Origin of the sequence: Nocardia sienata NBRC 100364, from assembly GCF_001613205.1 — a bacterium.
GTDB classification, from domain to species: Bacteria; Actinomycetota; Actinomycetes; order Mycobacteriales; family Mycobacteriaceae; genus Nocardia; species Nocardia sienata.
Map to the genome: position 1 here is coordinate 105,407 of NZ_BDBX01000016.1, position 20,669 is coordinate 126,075.

The window sequence follows — 20,669 nt, forward strand, 5'->3', positions numbered from 1 at the left end:
CGTGCTCGACTTCATCTACTATCCGGTGTCCTGGATCCTCTGGTTCTGGCACCGGGTCTTCGGCTTCGCCTTCGGGGCGGACAACGGCCTTTCCTGGGCTCTGTCTGTGGTGTTCCTCGTCTTCACGCTGCGTTTGGTGCTCTACAGGCCGTTCGTGAGACAGGTTCGAACCACCAAGCAGATGCAGGAACTGCAGCCGCAGATCAAAGAGCTGCAGAAGAAGTACAAGAACGACCGCCAGAAGATGGCGCTGGAGATGCAGAAGCTCCAGAAGGATCACGGCTTCAACCCGCTCATGGGTTGCCTCCCGATTCTGGCGCAGGTGCCGGTGTTCCTGGGCCTGTTCCATGTGCTGCGTTCGTTCAACCGGACCGGTCACGGATTCGGTCAGCTCGGGATGGACCCGTACACCAACGCCCACACTCCGAACTATGTCTTCAACGCCGACGATGTGCAGTCCTTCCTGAGCGCCCGTATTTTCGGTGCGCCGATCTCGGCGTTCATCACCGCACCGGCAGACGAGCTGCTGGCCTTCGCCGACTACGGCGGGATCCCGAGCAAGGTCAGCATTGCCGCGGTCGCGATCCCGCTGATGGTTATCGCCGCGATCGCCACCCACTTCAACGCGCGGGCCTCGGTGGCCCGCCAGAGCGCCGAGGCCGCGGCCAACCCGCAGGCCGCGCTGATGAACAAGCTGGCGCTGTGGGTCTTCCCGTTCGGTGTGCTCGTCGGTGGTCCCTTCCTCCCGATCGCCATCATCCTCTACTGGGTCTCCAACAACATCTGGACCTACGGCCAGCAACACCTGGTCTTCGGCCGGATGGCCAAAGAAGAAGAAGCCAAGCGTCAGGCCAAAGCGGCGAAACAGGCCGAGAACGCACCCAAGCCCGGCGCGAAACCCGTCGATATCAAGAAGAAGCCGGTGAAGGCCGGCGGTGAGACGGATTCCGATACGGCGGACGCCGGCAAGGCGGAAACGAATGGTTCGGCAGCGGCGAAGCCGACCACCAAGTCCGGCGGTAAACAGTCGGGCCAGCGGCGGTCGAGCGGTCAGAAGCGACCGGGTAACCGCGGTCGGGCCAATCAGAAGCGCCGGCGCTGAGCTACCCCCAACCCCTTGTGATCGTGATCCCGGCCGGGGCAGGCCGGGATCCGGCGAGCAGATAAAGGAAACACATGACTCTCGAGACCGAAGGTGGGGACGCCACCGTATCCACGACCGTCGTGGAGACCGAGTCCGACGATGCGGTGAGCGAGGCCGAGGAGGCGCTCATCGAAGAGGGTGAGATCGCCGCTGACTACCTCGAGCAGTTGCTCGACGTGCTCGACTTCGACGGTGATATCGATCTCGACGTCGAAGGCGACCGCGCGGTGGTGAGTATCGACGGTGGTAAGGACCTGACGAAACTGGTCGGCCACAGTGGCGAGGTGCTCGACGCGCTCCAGGAACTCACCCGGCTCGCGGTGCAGCAGTCGACCGGTGTTCGCAGTCGGCTCATGCTCGATGTAGCGGGTTGGCGCGCCAAGCGCCGCACTGATCTGAGTGCGCTCGGTGCCGCGGCCGCGCAGCGTGTTCTGCAGACCGGTGCACCCGAGGAGCTCGCACCCATGACTCCGTTCGAACGCAAGATCGTGCACGATGCGGTCGCCTCGATCGAGGGTGTCGTGAGTGAAAGCGAAGGCGTCGAGCCGAACCGTCGAGTGGTAGTGGTACCAGAATGAAGCCGCGGCCCGTGCGGTAGCCGGGCGCCGAGTGGTCGGGCGAGGCCCGGGTCCGTGGACCCGGGCCTCGCCTGTTTCCGAGATCTCTCCCTTGCCGCTGCGTTGCGACAACTACGGTTGAGGGCCGGTAGAGAAAATTCGTGTCAGGCGAGTCGACACGACTACACACAGAAGGGTGTTTCACGTGAAACCAGATCTCGGCGATCCGGAGGCCGGCCCACCGGAATCGCTGCCGCCGGCCGAGGCAGAGATCGTCTTCGGCGCCCGGTTGGAGTTGGCACGTGACTACTGGACCGCACTCGCTACTGCCGGTGTGGAGCGCGGGCTGATCGGACCGCGGGAGGTGCCGCGCCTTTGGGAGCGGCACATCCTCAACTGTGCGGTCGTCGGCGAACTCATCGGCGAAGGCGCATCCGTGGTCGATATCGGCAGCGGTGCCGGCCTGCCCGGAATCCCTCTCGCATTGGCCCGCCCGGACCTACGTATCGTCCTCGTGGAACCCCTACTGCGCCGCACGGTCTTCTTGAAGGAATTCATCGACGCGGCGGGACTCGCGATCACCGTGGTACGCGGCCGGGCGGAACAACCCGGTGTCATCCAAGAGGCGGGCGGCGCGGATGTCGTCACTTCCCGCGCGGTCGCTCCCCTCGCGCGGCTGGCCGAGTGGTCGATTCCGCTGCTCCGGGAGCACGGCCATATGCTCGCCCTCAAGGGATCCAGTGTGGCCGAGGAGTTGGAACGCGACCGCGGCGCGGTGGAGCGGGCCGGTGCCGGTAATTTCTCCGTTCTGGAATGTGGAGCCGGGATAGTCGCCACGCCCACCATGGTCCTGTCGGCGGAACGACTGCGCCGCTCGGAGCGCGCGCCGAAGAAGATCAAGCGCGCCGCGCGAGCGGAGCGCCGGGTCGGCCGGAAGTAGGGCGGGAAGCCGGGAGCGAACCCGCCACGGTTCCGACACCATCGCATCCGCGATCAGCCGACCAGCAATCGCAGGTCGACCCGGGGAAGGCATAGATATTTCTTGCCCGCGACACCGCCCCTCCCACGGCGGACCGCCGGCGCATGATGTTTCCCGTGAAACGTCCGCCCGTTCGACTTGCGGCCCGGTTACTCGGGTTGCGGGAGGATGTTGGGAGCTGATTCGACCGGGTTGGGAGGTTCGGCAGAACTTTCTCGTCCGCCGGTGCTCGTTGATTCGCTCCCCTCCTGATGAGTCTCGGTGCGACTCCGACGCCTGCAACTGGTTCACGGCGTAGGACTCAGATCCTGCGAGCGCTCGCAGTTCGACAGGAAGTCGATCTTCCGTTCGTTGGTTGTCGGGTCGCCTGGGACAGCCGGACGCGCATCTGAGGGGTTTCACGTGAAACGGCTCGGCGAGCCCACTCGGGCTTATCGCAGCAAGCGGGTCACGGAGTGGGCCGCGGCCGGCCGGCGCGTCGGCGCAGCGAACCGCCCGGCCCGGGCGCTCGGAAGTGCCCGCGGATTCGGCCGCCGCAGTTCTCGGATTGGACTGCGGGCTGGTGGTTGTGCGCGGTGCGATGGAAATGGTTGGAATGCTGGGCGAATCCGAATGCTGGGCAAGTCCGGTGGTTGATCATTGCTGTTGCTGTTGCTGTTGCTGTTGCTGTTGACGGGATGGGACGGGCCCCTACGGCAGTCGGCGGCGAAGTGATGGGCTGCCGAAACCTGCTGCTTCGAGATCGGCAGTCCGAGCTGTCGCGCTCTGGGCGAGCAGTTCATTGCAGTGGAATGTCGCTGCGCTTTGCCTCGACGGGGTCGCGAAGCGGACTCTCCTGCCATTACGGCTCGTGGTGGTGCGGTCATCCGAAAACATCGGTCGCTCGCTGTTCGGTCGATTTCCGGCTCATCTCCACGGGCCGGCGTGGATGATCGGGCTGTACAGGTCTGAGTGTGGCTGTGCATCGCAGGCCGGAACGCCAGTTGCTCGGACAGACCCGGAGTGATTTCGGTGGTGGGTCGACGGGGTGGCCGGTAGCTACCTGCGTCACGAAGCTTGAAGCGTGGGCAGGAAGGGTTGAAGGCGAGGTGACCGGTCCGGGGGCCGTCACCTCGTCGACTGCACTGTCTCGTCCGAGCCCAGTCCGTCGAGCCCGCTGTTTCTGATCGTCGAAGGGCAGGTATACCTGTAGCGCGGAAAGTGACTCGGCGGGGCCGAGGTGGGTGTAGCCACACCTACCCAACGAACCGTCACTGTGACAACATGGCTGGCTATCGAGGGTGGGGTAGTAGAACTTTCACTCAACGCGCTGACCGTCGGGACCGGTCTTCGCCACCCTGTGATCGCCTCCTCCGGATCGGAAATTAGTGCCGTAATGGCGTGCCGTCGGTGGTTGGTGAAGGGGGCGCCGGCTGCGTCTCGGAAGCCGGTTCGCCACAGTGCTTCCAGTGATCGATGCGTCGCGTGGTCGATGTTTCCCGTGAAACATCGCGCTCGGACCCGTTGGCGGCCGTCGCTGGGCGCCGAAACATGAAATGTTGTGTGTGTCGTAGGCGCGTCGCCGCGATTCAGCTTTCTTATCGCGCCTGCGGCTGGCAAGCTATTGAGCGTCGGGCGTGAGCGTCGGTGCCACGTAGGAATCTTGGTGTTGCAGCGGTGAAAGCTCCGCTCGGTCGACTGGCGACTGAGTGTCAGCGTCGGAGGAGGTAGCTTCGCATGATCACGCATCGTTGCGAAGCTGTCCGGTCCTCACGCAGATGCCGAGGTCGTCGTCGTGGAGCATGATTCGAACCAGTACGGCTTGTTTCGACGACACGGCGCCGGCGTCCGTCAGGCCACGTGACTTGCAGTTCTCGCGTTAGGAGCGGTCTATGTCGAGCGGTTCAGCGAATGTTTCACGGGAAACATCACGCGTACCGGGAATGCTGGACGACAGCAATATCGGCCCGGAAGCCTTCGGGAGTACGCCATACGGGCACATCTCCCCCACCGAGACGCCGATTGCTGCCGAGGCGCACCGCGCGAGCCAGCTAATGCATCCAGGAAAGGTGACAGTGCCGAAACCGCATGAGCAACGCATCATCACCGTGGCCAACCAGAAGGGCGGGGTGGGTAAGACCACGACGACGGTGAATCTGGCCGCCGCTCTGGCGCACCACGGGATGAAGGTGCTCGTAATCGATCTCGATCCGCAGGGCAACGCCAGTACTGCGCTGGGGGTCGAACATCATTCAGGTATCCCGTCCACGTACGAACTGCTGATCGGCGAGATCAAGGTTCAGGACGCGATCCAGCAGAGCCCGCACAGCGATAATCTTCTCTGCATTCCGGCAACGATCGATCTGGCCGGGGCCGAGATCGAGCTGGTCTCCATGGTGGCCCGGGAAGCGCGCCTCAAGGGAGCTATCCAGGAAGCCAATATCGCCGGCTACGACATCGACTACGTCATGATCGATTGCCCGCCTTCGCTCGGTCTGCTCACCATCAACGCGATGGTCGCGGCGCGTGAGGTCCTGATCCCGATCCAGTGCGAGTACTACGCGCTGGAAGGTGTGGGGCAATTGATCCGGAACATCGGCCTGGTGCAGTCGCATCTCAACCCCGATCTCCATGTATCGACGGTAGTGCTCACGATGTACGACGGGCGCACCAAGCTGGCGGACCAGGTCGCCGAAGAGGTGCGCAGCCACTTCGGCGATGTGGTGCTGCGCTCGGTGATTCCGCGCAGTGTCAAGGTTTCCGAGGCACCCGGGTACGGGATGACGGTTCTGGATTATGATCCGGGCTCCCGCGGTGCCTTGAGCTATCTGGATGCCGGCCGGGAGCTTGCCGCACGCGGTGCGGTGAACTACGCCGCGGCGGCGGATGGCGCGGAGTGAACGGATCGAGTGTGATCGGGTGTGGTTGTGGACGCGGGCAAGGGAAGGGGTAGGCCGGTGAGTCAGTCGAAAAAGGGTGGGCTGGGACGCGGTCTGGCGGCATTGATCCCGACGGGACCGACGCCGGTCGCGGCGGGTCTGGGGACCGAGGCGGCCAATGCGGTGATCGGGCTGGATCCCGGGCCCCGCCCAGCATCTACCTACCTTCATCAAGTGCCGGAGCCCGTGGACGTTCCGGAGCTGGCTTCGGCTGGTGACGCGGTGTATCGAGAGATAGCACCGGACAAGATCGAGGCGAATCCCAAGCAGCCGCGTCAGTATTTCGACGACGAGGCCCTCGCGGAGCTTGTCCACTCGGTCCGGGAATTCGGGCTGATGCAGCCGATCGTGGTCCGGGAAATCGAACCGGGCAGCGGCCGCTACCAGCTCATCATGGGAGAGCGGCGCTGGCGGGCCTGTCAGCAGGCCGGTCTGGAAACGATCCCGGCCATCGTCCGTGAGACCAATGACGACGCCATGCTCCGGGACGCGCTGCTGGAGAATATTCACCGCGTGCAGCTGAACCCACTCGAAGAGGCAGCGGCCTATCAGCAGCTACTCGAAGAGTTCGGGGTGACCCAGGAGGAACTGGCCACCCGGCTCGGCCGGTCCCGGCCGGTGGTGACCAATATGATCCGGCTGCTGAAGCTACCGATCCCGGTGCAGCGCCGGGTGGCGGCGGGCGTGCTCTCCGCCGGGCACGCGCGAGCGTTGCTGGGTCTCGAGGGTGGTGCCGACGCACAGGAGGTGCTTGCCGCTCGGATCGTTGCCGAGGGGTTGTCGGTGCGTTCCACCGAGGAGGCGGTGAAGTTGGCGAACCGGGAGGAGGAGCCGCCCAAACCGCCGGTGCCTAAGCGGCCGCCGATCCACTCCCCTGGGCTACAGGATGTGGCCGACCGCCTATCGACATCGTTCGATACCAAGGTCTCGGTGAGTCTGGGTAAACGGAAAGGCAAGATCGTGGTCGAGTTCGGATCGGTCGACGATCTGGAACGGATTGTCGAGCTGATGATGCAGTCGGCACTCGAAAACTGATACTTCGCCTCGTGTCGCCCGCGTAACCTCTCCCTTCGAGCTGAAACGTCACTGTGACAGTGGTCGATCGTGGGGTCAGAGCGCGGCTACGGGAATCAATCGAAGATCACGGTGACGCGAAATGAGGCGGGTTCGCTTGATCGCATATTCTGGCTGTCGAGAAAATTATGATGCGGCGTGAGCGTAGACGAATCGGATAGCTGGAGGCTGAGCAGAGCGGTGTCGACCAGCGTCACAGGACTAACCCTGGAGAGCATCAGCCGGCTACCGGCTCATGCCCGCCGTTGTGTGTTCTGGGAAATGGATCCCGCGGTGGCCGCGGACTCGTGCGGATTCAGCGATCCGGTTTTCGAGAAGGAAGCCTGGATCTCGACTGTCATGCTCGAATGGGGTTCCTGCGGCCAATTGGCGACCGTCGACGACAAGACCGTCGGCTGCGCCCTCTACGCGCCGCCCCGGGTCGTTCCGCGTGCCGGCCTCTTCCCCACATCCCCCGTGAGCCCCGACGCGGTACTGCTGACCACCCTCGGCACGGAGTACCCCGACCTGGACGGCGATATCGCTTACCGCTTGGTGCAGGGCGTGGTCACCGATTTGGTCCGCCGGGGTGTGCGCGCTCTGGAAGCGTTCGGTATCCGCGGGACCCCACCGAGCACCGCCCTGTCCGATCGGCCCACCGGGACCATGCGCCTGATGGAACGGATCGGCGTCCCCGACCGCGGTTCGCGAGGATCCAGCATGGATTGCAGCCCGCAGAACTGCATGATCGAATCGGACTTCCTGGAGGAGGTCGGATTCGAGGTGGTGGCACCGCACCACCGTTTCCCGCGGTTGCGGCTCGAACTCGACTCCGACCACGGTTGGAAGGAAGATGTCGAGCATGCTCTCGATCAGCTGCTGGCGGCTGCGTCGATGACCGTGCCGACCCGGGTCCTCACGCTGTAGCAGCCGCTCGGCCGACCGGGGAACTCGCTAGCCGCTGTCGGCGGCGGCGAGTTCTTCGGCCAGCAGTTCGGCGAAAGTGTATGTGCCGGTGGGCTGATCGTCCTGGCCGAGCAGGTAGAGGCGCTTCACCGAGATCAGGATCGCTTCCGCGATGACGTCGCGCATCCGGGGGCTGGCCAGCACCGAGGCATCGTACTGGTTGGTGACATAGCCGAGATCGACCTGAACAGTCGGCATCTTGGTCAGACGCAGTAGATCCCAGGTACGTGGATGGGTGCGGCAATCCTGCAGCGAGGTACGGGCCACCACCTCACGCTGGATGAACCCGGCCAGGACCTGGCCGATCATGGACACCGACCCGTGCGAATTACCGAAGTAGAACCCGGCGACGCCGTTGGCCATGGGGCTGGAATTGGACGCGCACCGCAGCGAGATCATCAGATCCGCGTCGAAGGCGTTGGAGGTTTCCGCGCGCTCCACATCGGTCGGATTGCTCCCCCACGGGCGGGACAGGAAGGTTTCCATCCCGGTGGCCGCCATCCGGCCCTCCAACCGGCTGGCCAGATCCCACAGCACCTCCGATTCGTACACGTCTCCGAATTCGGTGGGTATGGCACGGCCGCGGTCGTCTCCACCCAGACCCGGATCGATGACGATGCGCTTACCGGTGAGCTGCGGCCCTGCCCGGTGCACCACTTCCTCCTCGGCGATCCGGTGCGGGTTGCCCCCGGTGACCCGGGCACCGAGCAATTCCAGCGAACGCAGCGTGTCCGGACCGCAGATACCGTCGGCCGACAGGCCGATCTCGCGTTGGAACGAGGTCAATCCCTCGTGGGTATGCGGACCGAAGAACCCGTCGACCCGGTGCACGTAGAAGCCGAGGTCCTGCAACCGGCGCTGCAGCGTCGCCACATCGTCGCCGTAGAGCGGTGCGGAGAGCTGGTAGATGAGGGTGCGGGCGCCCAGCCGATACGACGCCTCTTTCAACGCCCGATAGGTGGCCGGACCGACGACGCCGTCGACCAGGAGTCCGCGATGCTGCTGAAACGCACGCACCGCGGAATCGAGCGGGTAATCGAAAGTGGCTTCGGTGTCTTTCCAGTATTCGCCCGCGCTATCGGTGTCCACGCCGTTGTGCGCGTGCAGGAACCCCAGACTTGCCAGGGTGCTCCGAACCTCTGCTACGGCTGGACCGGTGTCGCCGTGACGAAGTCGGTGCATGCGTGAGGGCCCTTCCTTCCGTCAATCCCGGGTACCCACTCATGCGACGGCCTACACCCTCGCACGACGGAGCGTGGTCGATTCTGTCAGACCCGGACCGGAATTCGACAATCTTGGTCAGGGCATACTACGGCGCGTCGCCGTGTCACGGCCGCCTGTTGGCGTATTCGAGACGTCAGATCACGTCTTCGAGTTCCCGCAGGAGAGCGGCCTTGCCCTTGGCTCCGACGATCTGTTTCACCGGCTTGCCACCGGCAAAAAGAATCATAGTCGGGATGCTCATCACCTGATAATCGCGGGCGGTCTCGGGATTGGCGTCGATGTCCAGTTTGGCCACCGTCAGTTTCTCGCCGTGCGAGCCGGCGATCTCCTCCAGCACCGGGGCGACCATCTTGCACGGCCCGCACCAGGTGGCCCAGAAATCGACCAGCACCGGCTTCTCGCTCAGCAGCACATCGTCGGCGAACGACTTGTCGGTGACGGTGACCGTGTTGGTGCTTTCGGACATGGGTGTTCTCCTCGATCTTCCCGGACGCGACGCGCCCGCGGGTCAGTTCGCTACGGCGACGTCGACCGGCTGGTCGGCATTCCGGAGCGTATTGCTGGTGATATCGCCCCTTTCGGCGAGCCAGCGTTCGGCGTCGATGGCGGCGCGGCAGCCCGTGCCGGCGGCGGTGATCGCCTGCATATAAGTGTGGTCGACCAGGTCACCGGCGGCGAAGACGCCCTCGACGGTGGTCTGGGTGCCCGGTTCACGGACCTGCACGTATCCCTCGGCGTTCAGCTCGACCTGGCCGCGGACGAGTTCGCTGCGCGGATCGTGACCGATGGCCACGAACAGGCCCGTGGCGGCGAGCTCGGAGGTTTCGCCGGTCCGAGTGTCCCGCAGGGTCAGCGAGGTGACGCTGGTCTCGCCGTGTACCCGCACGACTTCGGCATTGAGGTGGAAGCGGATCTTCTCGTTGGCCTTGGCGCGTTCGAGCATGATGCGGGAGGCGCGGAACTCTTCGCGCCGGTGCACCACGGTGACACTGGCCGCGAATTTGGTGAGGAAGATCGCCTCTTCCATCGCCGAGTCGCCGCCGCCGACCACCACGATGTCCTGGCCCTTGAAGAAGAAGCCGTCGCAGGTGGCGCACGCGCTCACACCGCGACCGAGCAGATCCTGCTCGCCGGGGACATCGAGGTAGCGGGCGGCCGAACCCATGGCGAGGATCACCGCGTGCGATTCGTACACATCCTCGCCCACGGTGATCTTCTTCACCGGGCCGCTCAGATCGATCGCGTCCACATCTTCGGTGCGGATATCGGCGCCGAAGCGTTTCGCCTGCTCGCGCATCTGTTCCATGAGGTCGGGGCCCATGATGCCGTCGCGGAAACCCGGGAAGTTCTCCACCTCCGTGGTGGTCATCAGCGCGCCGCCGAATTGGGTGCCCTCGAAGACCAGCGGCTGGAGTTCGGCGCGGGCGGCGTACACGGCGGCGGTGTAACCGGCCGGTCCGGAGCCGACGATGATCAGGTCGCGAACTGGCGTGCTCATGGGACCCTTCCAGAAAAGCTAGCGGGGACGATTCGGTCAACAACAGGGTAGACGCGCTTTGTTCCCGGCCCCCGCGCCCGCCGGGCGGCGGGCCTCCCACAGGCCTCGTACGGTCGCAGCGCAGGCGGGGCGATGGGCGATGCCTAGCCGATATCGGTGGGGGTGGCGAGAACCTCGGGGTTACCGGGGGCGCAGCCGGGGCCGACCACCAGGGCGGTGATCTGCGCTCCATTGCGGCCGCCGACCAGGATGAGGACCGCTTCGCGGCCGCGGAAGTCCATATCGGCCGACCCCAGCACCGGACGATCTATTCCGGCGGCCGCTACGCAGGCGGTGAGTGCTGCGGGATCGGCGAGGCGACCGCCGACGTCGTTGCGGCCGAGCGCGCGCAGCGCCACCGCCGTATCGAGCCCGGGGCCCGGTTCGGTACTCGCGGAGGGCGGTGGGGCCGCTGTGGGTGTGGTGCCGGTACCGGAACCACCGACGGTGAAGAACGCGGCACCGATGGCGACCACGAGCACGGCCGCGGCGGCGACCCCGGCCGCGAGACGGCGCCGCCTGCGGTGGGCATCCAGGGAGACGGGGGCGGTGAGACCCGCGGGCTCGAAAGCTGTTCCGGCGCCGGCCTGGTCGAGCGCTGGGGGCGGGGAACCGAGTGCCGGCGGTGGGAAATCGGCAGGATTCGGTGGCGATGCCGGCGGTGGATCGGGGAGGCTGTTCCCCGCCGTAGCGGTTCCGGAGCCGCTTCCCGGCCGGCCCAGCGATTCGGCCAGTGCGTCCAGGCGGGCGGCGATATCACCGGGAATCGGGCGGGTGATCCGCTCGGCGGCGCCCAGGGCCGCCAGCGACCCGCGGAGCTCGTCCAGCGAGTCGAGATAGCGTTTCGCCTCTGGGTCGCGCTGGACCGCGGGCCACAGGCGAGCACTGAGCTCCGGATCGATATTTCCGGCGTGCAGGTCGGCGAGCAACTCCGCCGGGAAAGGAGGTTGCGGAATGGGGCTCATGACCTGCACACCTCCAATGCTGCTGCGTCCATCTGACTCGGATACCGATTCCTGCGGCCGGTTTTTCTGTACTCCCTCGGGTACATACCGTTCGGGAGGAAAAATGTGTCACTTGTACTGACGCGACAGAACTACATCTGGTTCCTCTCCACATGCAGAGAATCCAGTTCGGTCTTCAGGCGCTGCCGGGCCCGCGCACATCTGCTCTTGACGGTGCCCACCGGAACACCGAGTAGTTCCGCGGCGTCGGCGACGCTGTACCCTTCCACGTCGACCGCCACGACCGCCGCCCGCTGGTCGGGTGGAAGCCGGAAAAGCGCGCGTTCGAGCACCAGCGAGATATCGACCCGGCTGTAATCGTCCGAGTCGTCGGAGATCTCGGGCCAGACCTCCGGCGCCAGGAACAGCGTGGGCCGTGCGCGGTTGCGGCGGATGCGATCGAGGCAGGCATTCACCACGATCCGGTGCAGCCAGGTGCGCACCCCGGATTCCGCCCGGAAGGACCCGGCGTTGCGGTGTGCGGACAGCAGCGCCTCCTGCAGGGCGTCGGCCGCGTCCTCCGGGGTGTAGCAGACGCGTACCGCGGTCTGCCACAGATGATCGTTGTGCCTGCGGATCAGTTCGGCGAAAGCATGCGGTGCACCGTTCGCGTGGGCCCGCAGCAGATCTGTATCGGTTGTCGTATCCAGCTGGGATTCCCCTGTTCCCACCGCGGTGGTTCGTGTCCGCGCACGACCCCCCGCGTTCACTTCGGACGCCAATAGCCAACCCCTTGGACAGCGCTCACGGCAGCGACGACAGCCGGTGATCCGGTACCGACAATCACTGCGGTGGGCAGCGTGCGGAATCGAACCCCTGATCCCGCCGGGCTCCCTGCTGAGAGCGCGGAGCGCGATCATATCCCGGCAATCGATTCGGCGGCAACCGATCTCGGCCCACACGCGTGCACGTGCAGGCCACTCGGCACGCACCGATCAGCGTTCGGCTTCGAACCCGAGTTCGGCGATGGAGCTCTGGAACTGCGCGCCCGAATTACCCAGTCCGGTAACCCAGATGAGGACGTAGCGCGCCGCTTGATCGGTCTGGATCGGAACCTCGGTCACCCCGTCGCCCAGGACGGCCGTGCCGACGAGCTGGGTCTGATCGAGGGTGGCCGCCTCGGTGGGCGAGGTACGGATCTCGACACTGGTTCCCGGGGTGGAGGAGGTGATCGAGACCTTGGTCAGCGTTGCGGGACTGGGCAGCGTGGCCAGCAGTCCGACGCCCTTCTTCAGCGCCGGGAACTGCTGGAAGTACTGGTCGGTGCGCCAGGAGGTCGCCGGATCGCCGTCCGTGGTGGTGGCGGCGCCGGACGGATCGTCGGGGGTGCCCTCCGGGGAGAACACGACCACTCCGCTCGCCGGCACCGGTACCCCGTCGGCCGCGGCGGGCGCCGACGACGGCCCTGCCGGTGTCTCCGAGGCATCCGGTGCGCGGCTGGTGGTGAGACCGATGACCTTCTGCTCGTTGAGCGGCTCGCTGGAGCTACCCGGGGCGAATACGCTGACCAGCCACCAGATGACGATGCCGACGACCAGGGCGGTGAGTATGCCCAGGGCCACCATGATCCACATCATCCGCTGCGATTTCTCGCGTTCGGCGGCGAGCAGTTCCGGATCGGCCAGCGATTCCTCGACCGGCGCCGGGGCCCGCTGCCCGAGCCGCAGCACCGGAATGAAATCGGTCTTCTGGTCCACCACCGACGCCTGCTCCAGCACATGCTGGATGGTGGCGGCGGTCCGGACGCCCTTGTCGGGCTCCAGTGACCGCACCGCCACCGCGGAGATCTCGAACGGGACCTCGGGCCGGATCTGGCGGGGTTCCACCGGAGTGCCGTCGGGGCCGAAATCGGCCGGGCGTAGGCCGCCGACCGTCGCGGCGGTACCGAATGTGGCGTCCTGGCGCAGCGGCCAGCGGGCGGTCATGAGGGCGTACAGCATGGCGCCCAGGCCGCGGACATCGCTTTGCGGATCCGCGTCGCCCAGGGTGCCGGGGAAGGCCAGTACCGCATCGCCGGATGCGCTGATGCGGATCCGGTCCGGATGGTCGATGGACAGGGCTCCCCCGCTGCGGTGGGCCATTTCGGTGGCCGAGGCGAGGACGCGGATGGCGCGCGCGGCACCGATCGGCGACGGGACGGTTTCGGCCATTTCGCGCAGCGAACGGCCCGGGGTCCACTCGGCGACCACGATGCCGCCGGAACTACCGCGCACCACGTCCAGCACCCGGGCCAGACCCGGGGAGTTGATCCGGCCCAGCCGCAGGGTCCGGGACAGAATCGCCTGCGGGCCGTCCTGACCGGAATTACCGGCGGCCTTCTGATCGGCGTCGACGAAGGTCAGCGCGACCTCCCGGTCGAGCTTGATATCGAGCGCCTGCCAGAACCGCAGCCCGCGGGCTCCGCCGTGTCCGGCCAGCAGCCGGTAACGGCCACCGGCGACCGAGGCGCCGGGAATGAGCTCGGGCCCGCGCTGAACCCGGCTGGACCGGGTCATCGGCGGGACCGGGACCATGCCGGTGTCGTAGACCGAGTCGGTGGCCGAGACCGTCGCACCGGCCTGGTGTAGTTGCTCTTCCGACAGGTGTTCGCCGGGTTCCTCCGGTTCGTATCCGTCGTCCGATTCGCGCGGGGATCGCGCGGTTTCGTCGTCGGAGTAGGCCCCCGATTCCATCCGCGGCTCCGCCGGATACGCCGGATCGTGCGCGGCCGGCCCACCGACCCCGCGCCGAGTGTGCGGGTCGCCCGGTGCCGTCTGCTCCGGGGGAACATCGGTGGACAGGCGACCGCTCGCCGGATTCGAGGAAGAATCGGCGGCTGGGCGCTCGCCCACCGCGTCGTCGCTCACCCTCGGACCTCCTTCGCCCTGGTATGCCGCAACTTCAGCGGTCCTGCCTCTTGTGCTCGTCTGCCGAACAGGGTACGGGAACTGACCCGAGCCGGTGCGATCAACCGAGTCCGGCCGGATCACCGGCAGCACCATGGTGCTCTGTGCGTCCATGGCCGAGTCGAAGCCGGAGTACGCCAGGTACGGATCCGGCCGGTGCAGAACGCGGGTCGCGTATTCGTCCTCGGCGGGTCCGAGGTCGATCTCGGGGGCCGGCGGGGTGATGCCGAGGCGGCGGGAGACTGCCACCGTGATCGCGACGACCTCGGGGATACCGGCCAGTCGCATCAGCCCGAACGCCACCGCGAACATGACGATCGCGGTGATACCCACCCGGATGAACGATCCGGGACCGCCGAGTGATTCGGTCAGCCGGTCCAATCCCATGACCCGGTCCGCGATGAGCATGACGGCGCCGCCTGCCAGCGAGGCCAGCAACACTCGGCTGACCGTCCGCCCGACATTGGCCATCCGCAGATCACCCAAACTGCGGTGCAGCAGAAAACCACCGATCACCGCGCCGGTGGTGAAGCCGAGGCCGGTGGCGACGCCGAGCACGATAACCACCTGCTGACTGCTGTCGGCGATGACCGGGGCCAGCGCCGAGAACAGGATTTTGATGGTGGTGATGCCCAGGATGATCCAGGTGGGTGTCCACGCTTGTTCGCGGGCGTAGAACACGCGTAGATGGATCAGCACCAGCGAGTACGGGATCAGGGTGAACGCCGAGAAGCTCACGGCGGTACCGAGCCGGGAGGCGTCCTCGGCGAACCGAGCGTAGCCGAACAGCGCGTCGCCGACCTGTGGACCGGCGATCGTCAGGAAGGTGACGATGGGGATCAGCGCGATCATGGTCAGCCGGGTGGCGGCCGAGAGATCGTCGACCACCGCGGGGGTGTCGTCGTTGGCGGCATTGCGGCTCAGCCGGGGCATGATCGCGGTGAGCAGGGTGACGCCGATGACGCCGTAGGGCAGCTGGAGCAGCAGCCAGGCGTTCTGGTAGATCGCCGGGCCCGCCTCGTCGGCCTGCGAGGAGATATTGTTCGCGAAGATGCCGCCGATTTGACTGATCAGCACATACAGGATGATGGCGGCCGCCATCGTGCCGAACTGTTTGAGGCGGTTGTCCATTCCCCACAGGGGGCGCAGGTCGATGCTCTGACGGCGGATCGCGGGGAGCAGGCTGGCAGCCTGCACGATGACGCCGAGAGTTACGCCACAACCGAGCACGAGCAGTTTCGGATCGCTCATCCGTACCGGGTCCAGGGTGATCTCCCCCGGTGTCAGCGCATACAAACCCAGTACGACCAGGACCACCACATTGTTGAGCACCGGGGCCCAGGCGCCCGGTTTGAACGCGCCCCGGGTGTTGAGGATGGCGGTGAACAACGCCGACAACCCGTAGAACAGCACCGCGGGCACCAGCAGGAAGGTGAGTGCCGTGGTGAGGGCGGTGTTGACCTTGCCATCGGCCGAGACGAAAACATGAGTGGCCAGAATCGGCGCGGCCGCGGTGGCCAGCAGCGCGGCGGTGCCGAGGATTACCGAGGCCGCGGTGACCAGGCGCCGGATGAAGGCAGCGCCGCCGTCGGAGTCCTCCTGCTCGGCCCGGACCAGCGTGGGGACCACGATCGCCGTCAGCACCGCACCCAGCACAAGTTCGGCGATCATGTTCGGAATGAGGCTGGCGGAGGTGAACGAGCTGGCGATGGCCGGGCCCAGCACCGCCAACAGCAGCAGCTGTTTCCCGAAACCGGTGATCCGGCTGATCAGGGTGGCGATCGCGATCGACCCGGAATCCTTCAGCAGCTTGGACTGGCTGTTGTCGGCCTTGTCCGAGGGTGTGTCCGCGGCGGGTTTCTCCGCGACGGCGACCCCGGCCGGCGGCCGGTTGTGCGCGGGAACCGTGGCAGCAGGAGTCGGCGCGGGTTCCCGGCCCGGGGGTATATGGCGGAACGGCTGTGACGGCGGTGCCGAGCGCGGCGCGGGCGACGGGTGCTGCGGTCCGGGCCGGTTGCGCATCCGGGGCTGTGATTCCGGTGACTGCGGCCGGGCCTGCGGAGGCATCGGGGCCCGGTCCTGGGGAGGTATCGGGGCCCGGTCCTGGGGAGGTGGCGAGGGCCGGTCCTGGGGCCCGGGCCGGCCCGGCGGCGGGCCACCGGCGGGCGGCGGCTGCATCGGCCGCATCCGCTGTGCGGGGAACGGTTCGGAGGACGGGCCCGCGGTGGGGGCGCCGTCGGGACGGGGGCGCTGTGCAGGACGCTCGGCGGGCCGTCCAGGGGTCGACGGGCCGGCGCCGGGTGCCGGAGGTCGCCCGGCGCCGGGCATGGGCGACCGACCCGGGGGCGGCTGCTGACGGCCACCCGGCGGCGGTACTGCGGCCTGTGCTGATCCCGGGAGTGCGGGTCGATGCTCCGGCGGGACGGCCGGGCGGGCGCCTGATGGCGGCGCGGAGCGTTGCCCGGGTGGGACGGTTGGGCGCGCGGGCGAGGCCGGCCCCGGGCGTTGCTCGGGCGGGACGGCCGGGCGGGCGCCTGAAGGGGGCGCGGAGCGCTGGTCGGGCGGGACCGCCGGGCGAGTACCCGCCGGCGGATTCGTGGGCCGCCCGGGCGGCTGGTTCCGGGGCAAGCGCGGATCCGAATATTGCGGCCGGTTCGGGGCATAGCGATCTTCCCCCGGATGCGGCCCCGGCCCCGGACGCGGGCCGGGCGGGACGGATCGATCCGCCGGAGTGCCGGGGCGCTCGGGCCTGCGCAGTTGCGGAGGCGGTTCCCGGAACGCACCGGGGCGATCGCGGTCCGGTTCCGGGTCGCCGGGATGGCCGGTCATATCCGTCTCCGGACCGGGAACTCGAGGCACTCGCTCCCACGGTGCGCTGGGGGACCGGCGGCCTCGTGGACCGTCGGGTTGTCGACCGGGCTGCTGCCGATGAGCGGAGGATTCATCGTCGCTCATCATGCCTCCTGTATCGCCCGGACCCCGCGCGGCGGTTGTCCCCTGTGTCGCGTCGAACACATTGTCTCGGCGTTCGCGCGCGACGAACGGCCGGTAGTACATCCGGCTACGCACCGGCACCCGGGCGAACCCGGGCAGCCGGTGCGCACCCTTCTATCTTCCATGGGTCGCGGGCCCGGGTCACCCTCCCCCGGTCGTGCGCACAGCGGCCTGTCGCCGGTCCGCCCGCCGGGCGTGGGGAATCTGCCGCTACACCCGTTCCCGGCCGCGCGTCTGCCGGCCCGGCGCCTCCCGGGCCGCTTCGCTCACCTGCGGACCGGGACGAGCGCGTCCCCGGCGCCGCGCCCGACCCAATCGGACGACCCGCTGCCGCAGCCCGGGATCGATACCCTTGTCGGCGGGATCGCGTTTGCCGTGGAAACGCCGCCACAACCGACGCCCGGCCAGCAGGAACAGCAGGGCGGCCGCACACGCGGTGATGATCGCCAGGATCTGGCCGTAGGCGTTGGATCGCACCGAGATCGAGGTGGCGTGGCCCAACGGCACCCCCTCCGGGGTGCTCAGTGATATCGGCACCACCAGTTTGCGGCTGTCACTGACCTCGGTCGGGATCTGGAAGGACCGGGTACCGCGCGGCGGAAGCAACTGCTCGCCGATATCGGTGATCTTGGTTTCCGCCGGTGCGTCGATCCGGAATCTGATCCGTACCGAAACAGGCAGATCGTTGCGGGCCACCAGCAGCAGCGGACTCGACTCGGAGGCCAGCGTGTACACCCCGCCGGGCGGCAGCACCGATACCGAACGGAAGATCTCGTCGATCGTCGAGGTCGTCTTCTCGATCCGGCGCGCAGCGAAGACTTCGGCCTGCGCGGTGGGGCCGCCGCGCCGATCGGACAGCGACAGTGCGCGCACCAGATCGTCGCGCAGCGGATCGAGATAGGCGCGCGGGGTCGGTGCCGCCTCGGGCACCTCCACCATTGCCTGCAGCAACTGCGAGATCCGATGCGACTGGTCGCGGGCAGGGGTCGCGAAATGGACCGGCACCGCCTCCACAGCCGCCTCCGGCAGCGGAGCCAGCTGATAAGGGACAGGATCGGGAGCCTGACCGACGAGATCGTCGAACGGACGGGGATCGACCACTTTGTTCTCGACCAGCAGATCGAGCTGGCGCAGTAGCGCGGCGGCCTCGTCCCGGTTCGCACCCCACTGCTGCGGCGGCATGATCAACTGCGAACGCGGCCGACTCGGATCGGCTTGCAGCGCCCGCCAGGACACCGCCCCCAGCGCGTCCTGCAGCCGCGCGGTCCGGGAATCGTTGGTTACCGCGTACCGTGCCGCTTCCGGTACATAGGCCGGGGTGGGCGGATTGGAACCGACCCCCGCCAGCGCGGCCGCGGGCCAGATGTCGAAGGTCGCCACCCGCAGCGCCGGATCTGCCCTCGAGGAAGCGCCGCCGTCCGGCTGCGCCGGTGCGGCTCCCGCCGGGGTCTGCGTACCGGTATCCGGCTGCGTACCGTCGGCGGTCGCACCGGCGGGGACCGCATCGGGGGTGTCGCCGGATTCCGGAGCCGGCGCGGCGGGGGGGACCGCACCCGTTACGCCGGGCAGCCGCACCAGATCGGGTACGGCCGCGTACGGGTCGCCGGCGGCGCCCTCGGGCGCCACCGCGTTGGCGGCCAGCACCGCGGTTCCGAAGCCCTGGTTCTTCAACAGCTGCGCCGTGCCCTGGTCCAGGTTGCTGGCGTCGGGCAGGCTCACGCCGCGGACCGATCGGGTGTTCAGGACCGAGTCGACGATCGTCGCCGGCGAATCCAGCGCCCGCGCGGTGAGCGCGGGATCGGCGGCCGCCGCGAGCGCCGCGATATCGACCTGGGCGAAGGGCAGCGCCACCGTGCACATCGAGGAGGCCAGATGGCGCAATCTGTCCAGCCAGGCCTTCGCCGATTCGGTCCCCGAACCGGGACGCGTCGCGCCATCTGGATCGGATGGACTGGCCAGCACCCGGTAATCGCTGGTCATGGCCTGCACGGTGAGCAGCAGATCGGGATCGATCGCCAGGCAGACCGCCGAAGACGGCCCGTCGGCTGCCCGATCGTCACCGAAGACCGACTCCAGGGCGCCCACCAGCTCGTCCAACCGGCCGCCCCGGCTCACCGACGCGGCCAGCTCGTCATCGGTCAGCTCGACCTCGCGGTCCAGGTCGCCGGTCTGCCCGGCCACCATGCGAGGACGATCGGCCAGCGGCCACAGGAAAGTGGTCTGGACCGGCGGTGCGGTGGGCGCGGGCAACGGCGGAGCGCTCCCGTCCGCGGCGGCCGGCAACCCCAGTACCGGCAGCAGGAACCGTGCGTCGTCCAACCGCGCCTGGCCACCGTAATCCGGGGTCCCGTTCACGTTCAGCAGCAGTGGATACACACCCGGCTCGGTGATGTTCAGCGAGGTCCCCGACGCGTCCCGCAGCGGGACGGTCATGGTGAACTGCTGGCGCTGCCCCGGCTCCAACCGCACCGCCACATCTTGGAAAGGTGTCGGGAGCTCGTAGTTCACCTGGTCGAGTTTGAGTGTCGTACGCAACTCACTGGGGTCCGATATCGCCCGTGCCCGCTGCACCCGCACGGCTACCTCCTCGACCCCGCGGTCGCCGATATTGGTAACCGTGCCCGCCACCGTGAGCACCGGCTCACTCTGCGCGGTGACGGTGCCCGGACTCACCGAATCGAGGGACAACTTCAGGAACTGCGGCATCGAGGTGTCCTCGGCCGACCCCGTGGGCTGGGCATGAGCCGGGGATCCGAGCAGCGCGGGCAGCGCCGCCGAACCGAGGATGGTCGCGATCACGAGCATGATCCGACTCAGTCCACGCGTCATCGCTTGCCGGTCTCCATCCGGTCGATCAGGCGGTTCGCCACCTCGGCCAGCCTCCGCTCATCGGCGTAGGCCAGCCTCGAGTTCAATTCGCTCAGTGGTACCCAGTCCACCTGGGTGACCTCGACATCCGCGTCGGACAATTCACCACCGACCGAACGCAGCAGAAAATGATGCACCGTTTTGTGTACCCGTCGACCCTCGGTGACGAACCAGTAATCGATGCTGCCCAATTCGGCGACCACGACGCCCTGGATACCGGTTTCCTCGGCGACCTCCCGGATCGCCGTTTGTTCCGAGGATTCGCCCTCTTCGATATGTCCTTTGGGCAGCGACCATAGCAGCCGGCCCCGGCGGTCGGTACGGCCGATCAAAGCGGCGCAGCGCGCTTCCGGCGGACCGTCGAGCCCATCGACCACCAAACCCCCGGCCGAAGTCTCCCGCACGGTACGCATACGAGGTTTCGCCGCACCACCGGCCGAACCACGGCGCCGCGGCTGGCGGCGTCTACTGTTCGCACGATCGGCCGGAGACACTACGCAATACTAGAGCAGTGTTTATCGGCGCCGCCTCCGGCGTCGC

General features: G+C 67.3%; 14 protein-coding genes. 6 read left to right on the plus strand and 8 right to left on the minus strand.

Annotated elements, in window-relative coordinates; translation table 11 throughout:
• Window position 1: 1 nt before the first annotated feature.
• The 6 genes from yidC (at window position 2) to NS4_RS11225 (ending at window position 7,578) form a co-directional block, all read left to right on the plus strand.
• Window positions 2-1,102 (plus strand): membrane protein insertase YidC, encoded by a 1,101-nt coding sequence (gene yidC, locus NS4_RS11200; protein ID WP_063059458.1) that lies wholly within the window; start codon window positions 2-4, stop codon window positions 1,100-1,102.
• 74 nt (window positions 1,103-1,176) lie between these two features.
• Entirely contained in the window at window positions 1,177-1,722 is a 546-nt protein-coding gene (locus tag NS4_RS11205; RefSeq protein ID WP_063059459.1) for a Jag family protein, read from the plus strand.
• Between the two features lie 175 nt (window positions 1,723-1,897).
• Window positions 1,898-2,641, plus strand: coding sequence for a 16S rRNA (guanine(527)-N(7))-methyltransferase RsmG (gene rsmG / locus NS4_RS11210; RefSeq protein WP_084487113.1), 744 nt, complete (start codon window positions 1,898-1,900; stop codon window positions 2,639-2,641).
• A gap of 1,961 nt (window positions 2,642-4,602) precedes the next feature.
• Window positions 4,603-5,559 carry a ParA family protein gene (locus NS4_RS11215; RefSeq protein WP_169811750.1) on the plus strand — a complete coding sequence of 319 codons (957 nt, stop codon included), beginning with the start codon at window positions 4,603-4,605 and terminating at the stop codon, window positions 5,557-5,559.
• Between the two features lie 57 nt (window positions 5,560-5,616).
• The gene (locus NS4_RS11220) at window positions 5,617-6,633 is read left to right on the plus strand and encodes a ParB/RepB/Spo0J family partition protein (RefSeq protein ID WP_063059461.1); all 1,017 of its coding nucleotides are present in this window, start codon (window positions 5,617-5,619) and stop codon (window positions 6,631-6,633) included.
• Window positions 6,634-6,852: 219 nt separating this feature from the next.
• Window positions 6,853-7,578, plus strand: a complete 726-nt coding sequence (locus NS4_RS11225; RefSeq protein ID WP_063059462.1) for a hypothetical protein — start codon at window positions 6,853-6,855, stop codon at window positions 7,576-7,578.
• A gap of 27 nt (window positions 7,579-7,605) precedes the next feature.
• On the opposite strand, the gene NS4_RS11230 is transcribed toward NS4_RS11225, so the two are convergent.
• The 8 genes from NS4_RS11230 to NS4_RS11265 form a co-directional block, all read right to left on the minus strand.
• Window positions 7,606-8,799, minus strand: coding sequence for an N-acetylmuramoyl-L-alanine amidase (locus NS4_RS11230; RefSeq protein ID WP_063059463.1), 1,194 nt, complete (start codon window positions 8,797-8,799; stop codon window positions 7,606-7,608).
• A gap of 175 nt (window positions 8,800-8,974) precedes the next feature.
• Window positions 8,975-9,307, minus strand: a complete 333-nt coding sequence (gene trxA, locus NS4_RS11235) for a thioredoxin (RefSeq protein WP_030524460.1) — start codon at window positions 9,305-9,307, stop codon at window positions 8,975-8,977.
• 42 nt (window positions 9,308-9,349) lie between these two features.
• Window positions 9,350-10,339 carry a thioredoxin-disulfide reductase gene (gene trxB / locus NS4_RS11240; protein WP_063059464.1) on the minus strand — a complete coding sequence of 330 codons (990 nt, stop codon included), beginning with the start codon at window positions 10,337-10,339 and terminating at the stop codon, window positions 9,350-9,352.
• A gap of 143 nt (window positions 10,340-10,482) precedes the next feature.
• Window positions 10,483-11,343, minus strand: a complete 861-nt coding sequence (locus NS4_RS11245; RefSeq protein WP_157105997.1) for an RsmA family anti-sigma factor — start codon at window positions 11,341-11,343, stop codon at window positions 10,483-10,485.
• 131 nt (window positions 11,344-11,474) lie between these two features.
• Window positions 11,475-12,053, minus strand: coding sequence for an RNA polymerase sigma factor SigM (sigM, locus tag NS4_RS11250; RefSeq protein WP_063059480.1), 579 nt, complete (start codon window positions 12,051-12,053; stop codon window positions 11,475-11,477).
• Window positions 12,054-12,317: 264 nt separating this feature from the next.
• Window positions 12,318-16,334: a lipid II flippase MurJ gene (locus tag NS4_RS11255; protein ID WP_245665282.1), complete on the minus strand. Its 4,017-nt coding sequence runs from the start codon at window positions 16,332-16,334 to the stop codon at window positions 12,318-12,320.
• A gap of 1,137 nt (window positions 16,335-17,471) precedes the next feature.
• Entirely contained in the window at window positions 17,472-20,090 is a 2,619-nt protein-coding gene (locus NS4_RS11260; protein WP_245665284.1) for a DUF6049 family protein, read from the minus strand.
• A complete protein-coding gene (locus NS4_RS11265; protein WP_063059466.1) occupies window positions 20,087-20,623 on the minus strand; it encodes an NUDIX hydrolase in 537 nt (178 codons plus the stop codon). Before NS4_RS11265 ends, NS4_RS11260 begins: the two co-directional genes overlap by 4 nt.
• Window positions 20,624-20,669: the final 46 nt, after the last annotated feature.

Bases quoted from the DNA above. Each gene is read 5' to 3' on its own strand.
- trxA (WP_030524460.1), bottom strand. From the start codon at position 9,307: ATGTCCGAAAGCACCAACACGGTCACCGTCACCGACAAGTCGTTCGCC.
- NS4_RS11230 (WP_063059463.1), bottom strand. From the start codon at position 8,799: ATGCACCGACTTCGTCACGGCGACACCGGTCCAGCCGTAGCAGAGGTT.
- NS4_RS11255 (WP_245665282.1), bottom strand. From the start codon at position 16,334: ATGCCTCCGCAGGCCCGGCCGCAGTCACCGGAATCACAGCCCCGGATG.
- NS4_RS11215 (WP_169811750.1), top strand. From the start codon at position 4,603: ATGCTGGACGACAGCAATATCGGCCCGGAAGCCTTCGGGAGTACGCCA.
- trxB (WP_063059464.1), bottom strand. From the start codon at position 10,339: ATGAGCACGCCAGTTCGCGACCTGATCATCGTCGGCTCCGGACCGGCC.
- NS4_RS11245 (WP_157105997.1), bottom strand. From the start codon at position 11,343: ATGAGCCCCATTCCGCAACCTCCTTTCCCGGCGGAGTTGCTCGCCGAC.
- NS4_RS11260 (WP_245665284.1), bottom strand. From the start codon at position 20,090: ATGACGCGTGGACTGAGTCGGATCATGCTCGTGATCGCGACCATCCTC.
- NS4_RS11205 (WP_063059459.1), top strand. From the start codon at position 1,177: ATGACTCTCGAGACCGAAGGTGGGGACGCCACCGTATCCACGACCGTC.